The organism is Halorubrum sp. B52 (assembly GCF_059752555.1).
In genome coordinates, this window is record NZ_MWTG01000010.1 from 141,093 (window position 1) to 154,914 (window position 13,822).

Annotated in this window: 13 protein-coding genes; 4 read left to right on the forward strand and 9 right to left on the reverse strand. The window is 72.1% G+C overall.

The window, feature by feature from the left end; all coding sequences use genetic code 11:
• The first annotated feature begins 57 nt into the window (after positions 1–57).
• The 3 genes from B4V04_RS15245 to B4V04_RS15255 all read left to right on the forward strand — a co-directional run bounded on the left by B4V04_RS15245 (position 58) and on the right by B4V04_RS15255 (position 4,080).
• A complete protein-coding gene (locus B4V04_RS15245; protein ID WP_498232577.1) occupies positions 58–1,257 on the forward strand; it encodes a hypothetical protein in 1,200 nt (399 codons plus the stop codon).
• Positions 1,258–1,363: 106 nt separating this feature from the next.
• A complete protein-coding gene (locus B4V04_RS15250) occupies positions 1,364–3,247 on the forward strand; it encodes an ABC transporter substrate-binding protein (RefSeq protein WP_498232578.1) in 1,884 nt (627 codons plus the stop codon).
• Positions 3,244–4,080, forward strand: a complete 837-nt coding sequence (locus B4V04_RS15255) for a phosphatase PAP2 family protein (protein ID WP_498232579.1) — start codon at positions 3,244–3,246, stop codon at positions 4,078–4,080. Before B4V04_RS15250 ends, B4V04_RS15255 begins: the two co-directional genes overlap by 4 nt.
• A gap of 5 nt (positions 4,081–4,085) precedes the next feature.
• On the opposite strand, the gene B4V04_RS15260 is transcribed toward B4V04_RS15255, so the two are convergent.
• Positions 4,086–4,757 (reverse strand): DsbA family oxidoreductase, encoded by a 672-nt coding sequence (locus tag B4V04_RS15260; RefSeq protein WP_498232580.1) that lies wholly within the window; start codon positions 4,755–4,757, stop codon positions 4,086–4,088.
• 85 nt (positions 4,758–4,842) lie between these two features.
• Here B4V04_RS15260 and thiD point away from each other — a divergent pair, with 85 nt between their 5' ends.
• Entirely contained in the window at positions 4,843–5,712 is an 870-nt protein-coding gene (thiD, locus tag B4V04_RS15265; protein WP_498232581.1) for a bifunctional hydroxymethylpyrimidine kinase/phosphomethylpyrimidine kinase, read from the forward strand.
• A gap of 21 nt (positions 5,713–5,733) precedes the next feature.
• Here the strand turns inward: thiD and B4V04_RS15270 are convergent, their stop codons facing one another.
• From B4V04_RS15270 to B4V04_RS15305, 8 genes are all read right to left on the reverse strand, one after another.
• A complete protein-coding gene (locus B4V04_RS15270) occupies positions 5,734–6,531 on the reverse strand; it encodes a ZIP family metal transporter (RefSeq protein ID WP_498232582.1) in 798 nt (265 codons plus the stop codon).
• A gap of 140 nt (positions 6,532–6,671) precedes the next feature.
• Positions 6,672–6,833, reverse strand: a complete 162-nt coding sequence (locus B4V04_RS15275; protein ID WP_498232583.1) for a hypothetical protein — start codon at positions 6,831–6,833, stop codon at positions 6,672–6,674.
• Positions 6,834–6,835: 2 nt separating this feature from the next.
• Positions 6,836–7,477 carry a hypothetical protein gene (locus tag B4V04_RS15280; protein ID WP_498232584.1) on the reverse strand — a complete coding sequence of 214 codons (642 nt, stop codon included), beginning with the start codon at positions 7,475–7,477 and terminating at the stop codon, positions 6,836–6,838.
• Complete coding sequence (locus B4V04_RS15285) at positions 7,477–8,406, reverse strand: signal peptidase I (protein ID WP_498232585.1); 930 nt, start codon at positions 8,404–8,406, stop codon at positions 7,477–7,479. Before B4V04_RS15285 ends, B4V04_RS15280 begins: the two co-directional genes overlap by 1 nt.
• Positions 8,406–9,488 carry a hypothetical protein gene (locus B4V04_RS15290; protein ID WP_498232586.1) on the reverse strand — a complete coding sequence of 361 codons (1,083 nt, stop codon included), beginning with the start codon at positions 9,486–9,488 and terminating at the stop codon, positions 8,406–8,408. Before B4V04_RS15290 ends, B4V04_RS15285 begins: the two co-directional genes overlap by 1 nt.
• The gene (locus B4V04_RS15295; protein WP_498232587.1) at positions 9,485–10,240 is read right to left on the reverse strand and encodes a hypothetical protein; all 756 of its coding nucleotides are present in this window, start codon (positions 10,238–10,240) and stop codon (positions 9,485–9,487) included. Before B4V04_RS15295 ends, B4V04_RS15290 begins: the two co-directional genes overlap by 4 nt.
• Before the next feature lie 222 nt (positions 10,241–10,462).
• Positions 10,463–12,181 (reverse strand): SipW-dependent-type signal peptide-containing protein, encoded by a 1,719-nt coding sequence (locus B4V04_RS15300; protein ID WP_498232588.1) that lies wholly within the window; start codon positions 12,179–12,181, stop codon positions 10,463–10,465.
• 128 nt (positions 12,182–12,309) lie between these two features.
• On the reverse strand, positions 12,310–13,770 hold the full coding sequence (locus tag B4V04_RS15305; RefSeq protein ID WP_498232589.1) for a SipW-dependent-type signal peptide-containing protein: 1,461 nt from the start codon (positions 13,768–13,770) through the stop codon (positions 12,310–12,312).
• Between the last annotated feature and the right edge of the window lie 52 nt (positions 13,771–13,822).

Below are 13,822 nucleotides of genomic sequence, written 5' to 3' on the forward strand. Positions count from 1 at the left end.
ACGAACCGCGCCGGCCCCACCCGAAGGCGTTTTTAGACGGGTCCCCTCGGGCCGGGCATGAAGCGGACGACGGTCGTCGTCGGGCTCCTCGTCGTGGTCGCGGTCGGGCTGGCGCTATCCGGCGTCTTCGGCGTCTTCTCCGGGCCGCCCGCGGAGGAGCCGGCGGCGACGGTCCCCGAGGAGTCGCTCATCGCGGTCGACGGCGACTACCGGCTGTGGCCGTACACGAGCCGGAGCCCGTCCGTCTCGGGGCGGACGCTCGCGATCAACGTCCTGTTCCACGCCGACGCGGAGACGACGCGCGCGGCGATCGAGGGGGGACCAGAGACCGACTGGGAGGAGACCGAGGGCGTCGAGTCGGAGACGACCGCCGACACCGAGCGGGTGCGGGAGTTCGTCGAGCGCGACTGGGCCGACGCGCGCAGCTCGACGCGGTACAGCTACGTCGAGGGGCCCGACGGCGGGGTCTGGCTGACGGAGACGTTCGAACTCCACGACGGGGCGTATCTCGGCGTGCGCGACCACGTCCGCGCGTACGAGTCCCCCGACGGGGAGTACACCGCGATACAGGCCCACGAGGAGTACTACGACTGGTTCCGGCTCCGCCACACCGTGCCCGGGATCGACGACCCGGCGGTCCGGCTGGAGGACGAGTTCATCCACGGCGAGGTCGACGCCGAGGTGCGCCGCGAGTACCGCGGGATCGAAGGCGGCTGGAGCGACGGCTGGATCTCGGTGATCGAGCTGGCGTCGCTCGTGACCGTCGCCGGCGCCCTGCTCCGGCGCCGGACCCGGGCGGCTGCCGTCGATCTGGCGCGGCGGAGCCGCCGAGAGGCGGCGAGACACGCCGACGCCGCGGTGCTCGGGGTCGCGCTCGCCGCCGTCGTCGTCGGCGTCCGGACCGGCGGGGTCGCGCTGGAGCTCGCGTACCCGAGCCTTCCGCCGAAGGCGATCGCCGGCCCGCTGTACCTCGTCCTCGCCGTCGGCCTGCCGGGTCTCGTCGTCGCCCGGTCGCGCGAGTGCGATCCGGCGGCGGCCGCGCTCGGCGTCGTCGTCGGACTGGGGGCGGGGTTCGTCCTCGACTTCGCCGCGCTCGGCGTCGCGGTCCCGCCCGACCTCATCGTTCACCGAATGGCGCTGCTCGCGGCGCTCGGCGTGGTCGCGATCGGACGTGCGGCGGACGACCGCCCCGTTCTCGCCGCGGGGCTCCTCGCGTGGGCGGTCGGGCTGGCGCTCCCGCTCGCGGACGTGATCTGAGGCGATCGGAGCCGGAATCGGGGTCGAGACACCCGGTCGGCCGGACGATGCGGCGCGAGGCCACCACAGAAGAGATATACATCGGCGCCGAAACAGCAAGGGACGAATGAACGGGCACGTCAGCCGGCGGGAGGCGCTCGCGGGGATCGGTCTGGGGGCCCTGAGCGCCGGCTGTCTCGGTCGGACCCGTAACCTCGCGGGCCGCAACAGGCCCGCGCAGCTCACGCTGCAGATCGACTCGGCGCCGGCCGACAGGGATCCGAACGCGATCCGGATCGCGAGGCACCTCGCCGAGAACCTGAACGCCGTGGGGATCGACGCCCGGATCAACACCCTGAGCCGGACCGACCTCTGGCGGAAGGTGCTCATCAACCAGGACTTCGACGTCTACGTCGGCCGGTTCCTGGAGTCGGACCCGTTCGACCCGGACGCGATGTACGCGTTCGCCCACTCGCGGTTCGTCGCCGAGGCCGGCCGCCAGAACCCGTTCGGATTCGCCGACGTCAACGGCGTCGACGAACAGCTCGAACGCCAGCGGCGGGTGACGGAGGAGCGGCCCGAGGTCGTGGCCGAGCTCCAGCGCTCGCTGTGCGAGCTGCAGCCGTTCACCGTCGTCGCGTTTCCCGACCCCCTCACCGCGGTCCGCGAGGGGCGGTTCTCGGGGTGGACGAACCGACAGCCGCTTTCGGCCGGCGCCCTGCTGGACCTGGAGTACGCGGGATCGACCGACGGGACGGCGGCGACGAACGCGACCGCGGACGACGGCGACGCGGGGGCCACCGAGAACGCCACCGCGGACGGGGAGACCGCCGACGGCGACGCCACGCTCCGGCTCGTCACGACGGACGACCAGATCACGGAGAACTGGAACCCGATCGCGGCCGAGTACCGACGCGAGGGGACGTTCACGTCGCTGTTGTACGACCAGCTCGCGCTCGTCGACCGCGGAGAGACCGTCCCGTGGCTCGCGTCGGGGTGGGAACGGATCGACGAGGAGACGCTCGTCGTCGACATCCGGGACGCCCGGTGGCACGACGGCGAACCGGTGACCGCGGGCGACGTGGCGTTCACCTACGAGTTCCTCCGCGACACCTCGTTGGGGTCCCTCGATACGGAGGTACCGACGCCGCGGTTCCGCGGCCGGAGCTCCGTCGTCCGGTCGGCGAGCGTCGTCGGCGACGGGCGGGTCGAGCTCGCGATCGGCGACGTGAACGACGCGGTCGCGATCCGGGCGCTGCAGGTCCCGGTCCTCCCGGAACACGTCTGGTCGGAGCGGACCGGCGTCGCGACGATCGCCGGCTTCGAGTTCGACGTGGAGACGACCGAGGCGGTGGTGTCGAACAACGAGGACCCGGTCGGGAGCGGTCCGATACGGTTCGTCGAGGCGACGGCGGAGGAGTCGGTCGTCTTCGATCGGAACCCGGACCACTTCCTCGCCCGCGCGGACTCGACGGAGGGGGGGACCGACCCCGCGGCGGGGGTCCCGGAGCGGTTCCGCGGGAAGCCGGCCTTCGATCGGCTGCGGATCGAGGTGTCGCCCTCGGACATCGCCGCGGTGGCGGCGGTCGGCGACGGGCTCGCGGACGCGACGGTCTCGAACCTCGGTCCGGACGCGGTGCCTCGGATCGGACGCCAGGCCGACACGCGGCTCGTGACCGGGCGCTCGGGCGGGTTCTACCACGTCGGGTACAACGCCCGGCGGGCGCCGCTGTCGAACCCGCGCTTCCGGGCCGTGCTCGCCTCGCTGATCGACAAGGAGACGCTCGTCCGCGAGGCGTTCAGCGGGTACGCCGAGCCGGCGGCGTCGCCGCTGGCGGCCTCGCCCGAGTGGGTGCCACCGGACCTGAAGTGGGACGACCGAGAGACGGACCCGGTGTACCCGTTCGTCGGGGATTCGGGGTCGCTCGACGCCGACGAGGCGAAGGAGCTGTTCCGCGACGTGGGGTATCGGTTCGACGAGGAGGGGCGGCTGCTGTCGCGGGGAGAATGAACTGGCTCCTGTCGGTCCTCGGCTCGCTCGTCCTGTGGGTCGGCGGGGGAACGCTCGTCGCCGCGGCGGTGATAATCGGCCCGAGTCGGCTTCGGGGGCTCCGCGACGACGCCGCGTCGCGCCTGAGAGACGCGCGGCGGGAGCTCGCCGCGCTCGGCGCGGTCCTGCTCGCGAGCGCGGTCGGCCGGAGCTCGCTCCAGACGGTCTCGGAGCTGTTCGGTCTGCGGTTGACGGGCCTGATCTACGCGGTCGAGGGCGACTTCATCGAGTGGATACAGCAGACGTACGCCACGCCCGAGCTGACGATGTACTTCTCGTCGGTGTACGTGTACGGGTACGCGTTCCTGCTCTCGTTCCCCCTCCTCGCGTACCTGGCGCTCCCGCGGACGAGGACGCTGCGGCGGCTCGTCGTCGCGTACGCGCTCAACTACTCGATCGGGCTCGCGATATACACGGTCGTGTTCGCGCACGGACCGCGGAACCTGGACGTCGGGCGGTCCCTGCTTTTCACGTACAACCCCGAGTTCACGGCGCTGACGAGCGAGGTGAACGAGGCCGCGAACGTCTTCCCCTCGCTGCACACGTCGCTGTCGGTGACCGTCGCGGCGTTCGCCGTCCTGACGCGCGAGGAGTACCCGCGGTGGACGCCGGTCGCGCTGTGGATCTCGACGTCGGTGGTGATCGCGACGATGTACCTCGGGATCCACTGGCTCACCGACGTGATCGGCGGGATCGCGCTCGCGCTCGGCGCCGTCTACCTCTCGTGCCGGATCGTCGACGAGGAGGAAGAGAGCGACGGCGGAACCGACGGCGACGCCACGGTCGGGACCTAGCTGGCTCAGGCGCCCTCGACGAGCCGTTCGAGCTGCTCCGGCGGCACCGCGCCGCGGGCGGCGTGGCCGTCGAAGGCGAACGTCGGCACGCCGGTGATCCCCCGCTGCCGCGCCGCGTCGAACATCGCCGTCACGCGCTCGCGGAGGTCCTCGTCGCCGAGCGCGGCGTCGACCACGTCGGCGTCGAGCCCCTCGACGTCTTCCGCGACGTCGACGAGCACCTCGCGGTCGCCGATGTCGCGCCCCTCCCGCCACAGCGCCGCGAACACCGCGTCGTCGAAGGCGGGCCACGCCTCGGGGGCGGTCTCTTTCACGTGCACGGAGACGAGCTGCGCGGGCAGCGAGTCGACGTCGGTCGCGATCTCCTGGACCATCTCGACGTCGTACTGCTCCTGGAGCCGGCGGACGTTCTCGCGGGCCTGCGCGTAGTAGTCGTCGCCCTTCCCGTCGTCGACGTCGTGGTCGATCGTGCCGTCGGGGTTGCGCTTGCCCGCCCGGAGGTCGAACGGGTGCCAGTCGACCGCGAGCGGCTCCTCGCGCGTCTCCCGGTACTCGGCGAGCGACTGTCGCCCGAGGTAGCAGAACGGACAGACGTAGTCCGAGTAGACGGTGATCGACTCGGTCGCGTCGTCGGCCGGATCGCCGTCGGTCGCGTCGTTGGAGTGAGCGTTCGACATACCCCGGGTTCGACGGCGAGCGTCAAAGGCCGTTCGGCGGCGGCGATCGCCACGACTTAGTATAATCTAGTGGTACCACCAACGTATGACGCGAGACCACGACGCCGTCTCGCCGCCCGTCGCGCTGACGATCGCCGGCAGCGACAGCGGCGGCGGGGCGGGGATCCAGGCGGACCTGAAGGCGATGACGGCCCACGGCGTCTTCGGGACCGCGGTCGTGACGGCGACGACGGCGCAGAACACGCGGGGCGTCGAGGACGTCCACGCGGTCCCGGCCGACCACGTCGCGAGCCAGTACGACGCCGTGGTCGAGGACTTCGACGTCGGGGCGGTGAAGACCGGGATGCTGGCCACGGCGCCGATCGTCGAGACCGCGGCCGGGCTGCTCGCCCGCTGCCCGGCCCCGACCGTCGTCGACCCGGTGATGGTCGCGGCGACCGGCGACCGGCTGCTCTCGCCCGCGGCCGAGGCGGCCTACGAGGGGCTGATCGAGCGCGCGACGCTCGTCACCCCCAACGCCGACGAGGCGGCGGTCCTGGTCGACCAGCCGGTCGAGACGCCGGCGGACGCCGCGGCGGCCGGCCGGGAACTCGTCGGTCGGGGCGCCGGCGCCGCGCTCGTGAAGGGCGGCCACCTCGACGGCGAGACCGTCGTCGACACGCTCGTGATCGGAGACGCGGGCGGGAGCGGCGGCGAAAGCGAGAGCGGAGACGACGAGGCCGCCGCCGATCCGACCGTCGTCCGCTTCGAGAACCCCCGCGCCGCGACCGAGGCGACGCACGGCTCCGGCTGCGCGTTATCGAGCGCGATCGCGGCCCGGTTGGCGCGCGGAGGGCCCCTGCGGGAGGCCGTCACCGGCGCGGTCGGCGAGATGACGCCGGCGATCCGTCGCGGCTACGACGTGGGTGAGGGGCCGGGCGCGGTGAACCCGACCGTGTTCGACGACGGAGCGTGAAGCGGGGGAACCGGGACGCGCTCAGACGAACGCGAGCGGCGTCATCAGCGCGGCGCCGGCCGCGATCCCGGCCGCGAGCACGGGCTTCCCGCCGCGGGGGAGCTCGGTGCCGGCCGCCAGCGCCTCCGGGACGAACTCGGTGGCGACGAGGTAGATCATCGCGCCGGCGGCGAACCCGAAGCCGTACGGGAGGAACTCGCGGGCGTACCGGACGAACGCGAAGGCGAGGACCGCCCCGATCGGTTGCGGGAGGCTGGAGAACACCGCCCACCAGACCATCTTCCACCGCGAGACGCCCATCGCCCGCAGCGGGATCGAGATCGCGGTCCCCTCCGGGACGTTGTGGATCGAGATCGCGAGCGTCATGAACACCGCGAGCAGCGGGACGGTGAAGCCGAACAGCTCGGTCCCGCCCGCCAGACCGAGGTCCGCGAACGAGACGCCGACGGCGACCCCCTCGGGGAAGCTGTGGACGGTCAGCACGCCGAGGATCAACACGAGCTTCTTGAAGTCCGCCTCCTCGTACTCCCGCGGGTCGATCTCGGCGTCGAGGAGCACGTCGTGCGCGACGACGACCAGGACGACGCCCGCGGCCAGTCCGATCCCGATCTCGACGGGCGTCCCCTCGGCGAGCCCCTCCCGGACGAGCCCGAACAGCGACGCGGAGACCATGATCCCCGAGGAGAACCCCCACAGCGCCACGTTCCCGCGGTCGCTGATCGAGTCGAACAGGAAGAAGGGCAGCGCGCCGATCCCGGTCGCGAGCGCCGTGAGCAGGCCGGCGACGAAGACGAACGCGAACGCGTCGAGTGCGACCATCGCTCGTTCGGACGTTCGGCGACCCCGCGTATAACTGCGACGGGCGGGCCCGGATCGCGAGAACGCGCCGGCGACTCCGGCCCGTCACGTGAGTTCCGTGCCTCGGTTCGGGGCGGCACGAGTCCGGACTCCGAACGGCCTCAGCCGATCCCGCGAAGGAGCCCGAACGCGAGCAGGAGGAGCAGCAGCGCGGTCGACAGCAGCAGGACCATGAGCTTCGTTCCGGGGCGGGAACGACCGCCGGGGTGAGCGACGGCCCCGCTCCGGCGGGTGCGGCCCCGGGGGGGCGGTAGCGGAGTCACGGTCACGCTTCGTCGGACGGCGACTCGGGGGACTCCCCGTCGGGGTCGTCGCCGTCGGAGTCGTCGCCGTCGTCGCCGGCGACGTCATCGCCTTCGCCGGACGCGGCGTCGGCCTCGTCTCCGCCGTCGGCGGGCGGTTCGGCTCCCGTTTCGGTGCTCCCGCCGGCGTCGGTCTCGCCCTCGTCGTCAGACGCTTCGGGCCCCTCCTCGCCGGCAGACGATTCGGGCACCTCCTCGCCGTCGGGTTCGCTCTCCGTGTCGCCGAGGTCGGTGGGTGCAGACTCGTTGCTTCCGTTGTTGACGGGGTCAGTCGGTCCCCGTTCGTCGGCGTCGGGATCGCCGTCGGATTCGTTCAGCCCGCTCGACTCGTCGACTCCTCCCGAGTCGTTGACCCCGCTCGACTCGTTCAGCCCGTCCGACTCGTCGCCGTCGTCCGCGACGTTCGAGCCGCCGACGGCGGTGACGGCCGTCGGTCCGGCCGAGGGGAGGCGCTCGTCCGACACGAAGCTCTCGTTCGTCTCGAAGCCCACGCTCACCTCCGCGGAGGAGGTGAACACGGCGACGGTGTAGCCGCCGCCGAAGGCGACGGCCCACACCACCAGCGCGGCGACGACCATCGCGGCGAGGGGGCGCTCGGCGCTCATCAGTCCCCCTCCCCCGCGCCGTCGACCGGCGCGGCGACGTCCTCCGGGCGGGGAGACGACGCGCGCGAGGCGTCCGCCCTAGCGTCGCCGTCGGTCGATTTCCGGTCGAGCACGCCGCTCGCCGGGACCCAGACCGCGAGCGCGCCGAGCAGCAGCGTCGTCACCGCGACCGCGACCGCGATCGAGACCGCGGTCCGGAGCTGGAACGCGACGTACGCGGCGTACGGCGCGAATCCGACCAACACGGCGGTCGCTCCGCCGACGGACGCGACCGACACGCCGCCGGAACCGGTCCCGGCGCCGGACTCGTCTGACGGGGGGTCGGCCGCGACGGCCGGAGCGCCCTCGGCGCCCGCTTCCGCGGCGTCCGCCGGCGCGGCGGTCACCGCCGACGACTCGGGCGACGCATCTCCGTCGGCGCCGCGGACGATCGACCACAGCTCGCCGGCCGCGAGGAGCCCGAACGGGAGCACCACGAGCGCGACGAACCCGGCCCGGGTGCCGGCGAACTGGATCACGTACCCGATGTACGGGATCGCGAACACCACCTCGCCGATGAGGTTGGTCCCCGGCACGAGCCCCGGATCGGGGCCCTCGTTGGCGTCGCCCATCGTCTCGAAGGCGACGCCGCCGTCGGCCGCGACGACGTCGATCACCCGGTGCGTCACGGGCACGTCGCTCGTGCCGCGGGAGAAGGTGATCACGTCGCCGGCGGCGATCGCGGCCGGGTCGCGCTCGGCGACGATCACGACGTCGCCCGGGGCGATCGCGGGCGTCATGCTCGCCGTGAGCACGACGAAGCTCTCGTCGGCGCCCACGACCTCGGGGGCCGCGAACACCGCGAACGGCGCCACGAGGGCGATCAACACGACGATACCGAGCACGTTTGCCGCTTTTTTAACGTTTGGTAATGTGAGTGGGTTGTTCATCAGATATCCTCCTCGCCGTCGCCGTTGCCGCCCTCGCCGCTATTGCGGCCGTTCCGGCCGCCGTTCCCGCCCGCATCGCCGTCAGCGGCACAGACGAAGACGACGATGTGGCTGATCCCGTAGTTTCCGTCCTTTCCGTCCCGCTCGGGCGCGAACAGGACCTCTCCCGTGTCGGGTCCGACGGGATCGATCTCGTACCGCACGGTCTCCTGACCGCCCTTGATTTCGACGGCGCAGAGGTCCGGACCGGGGTTGCCGTCCGCGTCGATCAGCGCGAACGCGGCGCCGACCGCCTCGCCGTCCGCCTTCGTCTCGACCGCGGTGACCTCGATCGAATGCGGTTCCGTGCCGTCGGGGAGCTCGACGAGCGGGAGGACGTCGCCGACCGCGAGCGCGGCCTCGACGTCGTCAGCCTTGCCGAACTCGACGCACGCCGGGCAGTCGTCCCCGGGCTCGTCGCACGTCAGGCCCGCGAAGGGGTTCGACGCGGCGGCGTCCGCCTCCGAGACGTGCCGGCACTGCTCCGCGTAGAGGCGGAACGCGAGCGCGGCGTCGGTCCCCGCGAGCGCGTCGACCGCGTCGCCCGGGAGCCGCCAGCCGACAGCCACGTCGAGGGCGTCTCCGGGGTCGAGGCAGCCGACGTCGATCCGCTCCCCGTCGGCGAGTGCGCGTTGGACGTCGGCCAGGACCCCCTGACCGCCCGACACGGCGTCGCCGTCGACGCGAACGTCGACTTCGAGCGCGTCCGCGAGGACGTCGTCCGGGGCGGGGCAGTCGGCGGCGAGCCAGACCCGAACGGGATTCGTCCGCACGCCGACGGCGAACCGCTCGGTTCCCGCGTCCCCGGGCTCGATGCCGGAGACGCCGAGCTCCACGGCGCCGTCGGTGACGTCGCCGTCCACCGTCAGCTCGACCCCGCCCGCGCCGAGGGCGTTGCCGCCGAAGGTCGCGCGGTCGGAGAGGTACGCGCCCGTCCCGAGCCCGCTGGCCATGCCGACGGCGCCGACGCCGCCGATCCCGGTGAGCAGCTGGCGACGGCTCAGGCCGCTCGGACGGCGCCCGCCGTCGCGTCCGGGGGTCACGACTGCCCCCCGTCGTCGCCGGGCGCCGTCAGGAAGGGGTTCTCCTCGTCGCCGCACGCGACCGCGGCGAACGAGAGGTCGAAGTCGACGGTGCCGCCCTGTCCGGCGTTGCCGCCGTCGGCGTCGAACGCCCACGAGAAGGCGAGACAGCGCCGCTCGTCGGGCGCGAGGCACCCGTCTCCGAAGCCGCCGGGGGTCAGCTCGACGCCCGACGCGAGGGCGCTCCCGTCGAACGACGCGAGGGGGCCGGCGGCGATCCGCTCGCCGTAGGCCGCGAAGCCGCTCTCGGCGCCGGCGCAGCCGCCGATGCCTAAGACGCCGGTGTCGTACCGGAGGTCGAGCGAGACGCGCTCGGCGAGCGCGGCGCTCGCCGGGTCGCTCCCGACGCGCGGGACGAGCCTGAGCCACACGCGGACGCCGTCGGGGACGAGCCCCGCGGGGTCGTCGAGCCGGAGCCCGACGCTCGCGGTCCCGCTGTCGCCGGGGAGCGCGTTGTTCAGGTCGACGAGCCGGACGCCGGCCTCGACGTCCGCGGCGTCGGTCGGGCTCGCGTCGACGACCGAGCCGTTCTCGGTCCGGCGCCAGCCGACCACGACGTTCCACGGCGTGTCGGACTGCGCGTACGTGTAGTCGGAGTACTCGTTCCAGCTGCCCGTCGACCGGCCGCCGGCGGCGCCGAGGGTCGCGAAGCCGACGGCTCCGATGCCCGCAAGCGCCTCCCGCCGCGTGAATTGTGTCTCTTTTCGTGTCATGCTGTGTGTTCGCGGCTCCGAACGGCCGTTCGTCGATGTGCTTCGCCACGCGTCCGGCGAGTGTATGTATGCGCGACCTACCCGCCCGTCCGGACGGGATACCCGTCCGGTCCGCGGGGCCTACCCGTCCGGTCCGCGGGGCCTACCGCGCCGTCGACCGGCGAGGCGGCCGGTCGCCGATCCCGACCGACGTCGATCGGGTCGGCCCGGAGTTCGCCCGTATCAGGCGGGCTGCTCCGGTCCGGAGCCGTCGTTGTGGCGCGCCTGCTCGGTGTAGAAGCCGAGGTCGAAGCCGAGGGTGTCGCCCTGGGCCTCGTTGCCCACGTCGATCGGGAGCTCCCACGAGAGCGCGACGCAGTGCATCACGCCGTCGCCGCGGAACGCGTCGCGGTCCGGGTCGTCGGGGTCGTCGCCGAGTTCGTCGTACGGCGTCGCGCGGTTGCCGTCGAGCGGAACGCCGTTCCCGTCCGCGAGCGCCGCGAGGACGTTGCCGAGGGAGTCGTCCATGATGACCTTCTCCTGTGCGGTCTGGGCCGCGAGGCTGCCGAAGACGGTCGGGACGTTGAGCGGGTCGTCGACGTCGTTGAAGAACGCCGGGTCGCCGCCCGATCCGCCGGCCGGACCGGCCATCGACTGGAGCACGCCGTCGTTCGCGCTGCCGACCGAGATCGTGTAGACGCTGGTGGCGGGGGCCGGCGAGGCCGATCGAGCGTCGTCCGCGGCGCCGGTCGGCGAGGAGAACTGCGTGCTCCCGTCGCCGTTGAACGACTCGCCGTCGGAGAGCACGATATTGCGCTTCTCGGCGCCGGCGCGACCGTTGGCGGCGAGCTCGTCCTGCGCGTCGTCGACGCCCTCGCCGATGTACGTGCCCGTCGCGATGCCGTTCGCGTTGGAGAACGGGTCGGGGTCGCCGTCGCCGTCCGAGGGGGTGGATCCCGCGCCGCCGCTCACGACGTTCGCGAGCTTCTGTCGCAGCCCCGAGAGCGCGCCGTCGACGACCGAGAGGTCGCCGGTCAGGGCCTGTAAGACGCCGGTCCGGGGCTCGGAGTCGTCGCTCCCCTCGCCGTCGAAGTACGCGACGCCGACCTGCACGTCGGAGTTCTGCGACTCCAGGTAGTCGACGAACTGGCGGGTGCCGAGCTCGACGAGGTCGATCTTGGTCGTCTCGTCGTAGGTGGTGCCGCCGACGGTGATGTCGTCGTCGTTGACGACGCCGCCGTACTGGTCGTACAGCATCGAGCCGGAGAAGTCCAGCGTCAGCATGATGTCGACCGGCTCCGCGCCGTCGTACACGTTGTCGCAGTCCTCGTCGTACCAGAGCGTCGCCCGGATCGCGTCGCCGAGGTCGCCGAGGTTCTCCGGGTCGACGATCTTCTCCGGTTCAGTGTGAGCGCCGCCCTCGTCGCTGACGTTGCCCGCCTGCATCCAGATGTAGCCGGGGTTGTCACAGAGGTGCAGCGAGAAGGTGATCTCGCCGGAGTCGCCGGGCTTCACGTCGGAGAACTGCACGAGCGTCTCCATCGCCTCGCCCGTGACGGGGTCCGTGCCGAAGTCGGCCTCCGACAGCGGCGGGATGGTCTCGCAGTCCAGGACCGGGAGATTCGCCCCGTTGCTGTCCTCGTCGTCCTCGTCCGGGAAGTCGCTGTAGCGGATCTGGCCGGCGTCGTTGTCGGCCGCGATCGACTGCTCGCCGTCGCCGTCGTGGTCCGGGTGCGCGCTGACGAAGGTGTGGCCCTCGCCGAAGTCGTACGTCTGCTGCCAGTCGACCAAGAGGTCGAGCTGGCCGGCGGTGAGCGTGTTGCCGTCGAACGACTCCGTGTCGTTGAAGTACGCCGTGGTGCCCAAGCCCGCGCCGGCGGACGCCAGTCCGACCGCGCCGAGACCGGCGAGGATCGAGCGCCGCGAGAGTCCGATCGTGTCGATGTTTTCCTTGTCGTTCATGAGTGTAATTCCCCGAGGGGAAGTCCCACCGGCGGAGTCGAACCGCCGTTCCGGCCGCCCGCGCGGGTCCGGAATGGGTGGTGGTCGTTCGGACGGGCGTCACGGCGCCCGCCGCGGCCTCGCGCCGGTCAGACGTTGATGACCCCCGACGCGTCGGTCACGTTGTCGATGGTCCCGCGGCCGTCGTTCGAGCTGTTCGGCGTCGCCGCGACGCCCTCGCCGCCGTCGCCGGCGAAGACCTCGTTGACGGTGAACTGGGTCGGAACGCTCGACAGCGACGGCAGCCCGCTCGTCCAGTCGATGACGAACGTGTAGGTCAGCTGGTCGCCGCTCTCGACCGCGAGGAAGCCGGGCGCGTCCTCCGCGGCGGTGTCGAAGCGGTTGTTGTTTCCGCCCGTTCCGATATTCCGGCGGATGTACCCGCCGGGGCCGCTCGCGCCGCTCGTGCTGTTCCCGACGCCGCCGACGCGGGCGCCGGCGTTCGCGCCGCCGAAGCCGAACCGGAAGTCGTCGTTCGGGCTCTCACCGAGCCCGTCGACGTCGACGTCGAAGTTGGCCTCGACGACGTAGGAGTTCGGGTTGTTCGGCCACTCGCCGGCCCCCGAGCCGTACACGTCGCCGTCCAGCTCCACCTGCACGACCGTGGTCGGACCGCTGCTCACCCGCGCGGTGAGCCAGCTCCCCTCCGCCTCGGCCTGTCCGTCGCCGTCGCGGTCGACGCCCGGCCCGGAGTCCGTGGTCAGGACGGTGTCGAACTCCACGCAGGGGTTGTTCGTCCCGTCGTTGTGCCGCGACTGCTCCGCGTAGAACTCGAAGTCGAAGGCGACCGAGTCCGTCTGGATCTCGTTCCCGACGCTCGTGGGGACGACCCACTCGAAGCAGACGCACTGCTCGGCGGCGTTCGGTACCCCGTCGACGAACGGCTCGTCGACGCCCTCGAAGGCGGGGCGGTCCGCGAGCGGCGCGCTCGCGTCGCCGTCGCCCGATAGCGGGACGCCCGCGCGGAGCGCGAGCATCACGTCGGCCAGCGATCCGGAGACGATCTCGTCGCCGACGGCGGTGCCGCCGTCGCCGTCAGGGGTGCAGTACGAGACGGTCACTTCCATCGCGTCAGCGAGTTCGCCCATGCCCTCGCCGGGGTCACTGCCGGTCTCGTCGGCCTCCGTCTCGGGCTCGCTCTGTCCGTTCTCGTCGTTCGCGGTCAGCTCGCCGCACATCCACATGTACGCCGGGTTGTCGACGATCGAGAAGCAGAACTCGCCCTCGCCGGAGTCGCCGGGCTTCAGGTCGGAGACCTGGATACTGAGGGGTTCTCCCCCCTCTTCGCCGCCCACCACGTTTCCGTTGATGAACGTTCCCGGATCCGTCGAGTACTGCGCGTAGCTGCCCTGGTCCTCGGAGTAGTCGACGTGGACGAACAGGTCGAGTTCGCCGGCCGTCAGGGTGTTGTTCTCGAACGACTCGGTGTCGTTGAAGTACGCCGTCGTTCCGAGGCCCGCGCCCGCGGAGGCCACGCCGACGGCCCCGAGTCCGACCAGCATCTTGCGCCGCGAGAGTCCGATTGTGTCGATTTTGTCGTTGTCTGCCATGATTGTGATTCCCCGAGGGGAAGTCCCACCGACGGAGTCGAACCGTCGTACG

What these genes read in the sequence shown, in the direction of transcription:
- B4V04_RS15245 (WP_498232577.1), top strand. Translation starts at nt 58, where the DNA reads ATGAAGCGGACGACGGTCGTCGTCGGGCTCCTCGTCGTGGTCGCGGTC.
- B4V04_RS15250 (WP_498232578.1), top strand. Translation starts at nt 1,364, where the DNA reads ATGAACGGGCACGTCAGCCGGCGGGAGGCGCTCGCGGGGATCGGTCTG.
- B4V04_RS15255 (WP_498232579.1), top strand. Translation starts at nt 3,244, where the DNA reads ATGAACTGGCTCCTGTCGGTCCTCGGCTCGCTCGTCCTGTGGGTCGGC.
- B4V04_RS15260 (WP_498232580.1), bottom strand. Translation starts at nt 4,757, where the DNA reads ATGTCGAACGCTCACTCCAACGACGCGACCGACGGCGATCCGGCCGAC.
- thiD (WP_498232581.1), top strand. Translation starts at nt 4,843, where the DNA reads ATGACGCGAGACCACGACGCCGTCTCGCCGCCCGTCGCGCTGACGATC.
- B4V04_RS15270 (WP_498232582.1), bottom strand. Translation starts at nt 6,531, where the DNA reads ATGGTCGCACTCGACGCGTTCGCGTTCGTCTTCGTCGCCGGCCTGCTC.
- B4V04_RS15280 (WP_498232584.1), bottom strand. Translation starts at nt 7,477, where the DNA reads ATGAGCGCCGAGCGCCCCCTCGCCGCGATGGTCGTCGCCGCGCTGGTG.
- B4V04_RS15285 (WP_498232585.1), bottom strand. Translation starts at nt 8,406, where the DNA reads ATGAACAACCCACTCACATTACCAAACGTTAAAAAAGCGGCAAACGTG.
- B4V04_RS15295 (WP_498232587.1), bottom strand. Translation starts at nt 10,240, where the DNA reads ATGACACGAAAAGAGACACAATTCACGCGGCGGGAGGCGCTTGCGGGC.
- B4V04_RS15300 (WP_498232588.1), bottom strand. Translation starts at nt 12,181, where the DNA reads ATGAACGACAAGGAAAACATCGACACGATCGGACTCTCGCGGCGCTCG.
- B4V04_RS15305 (WP_498232589.1), bottom strand. Translation starts at nt 13,770, where the DNA reads ATGGCAGACAACGACAAAATCGACACAATCGGACTCTCGCGGCGCAAG.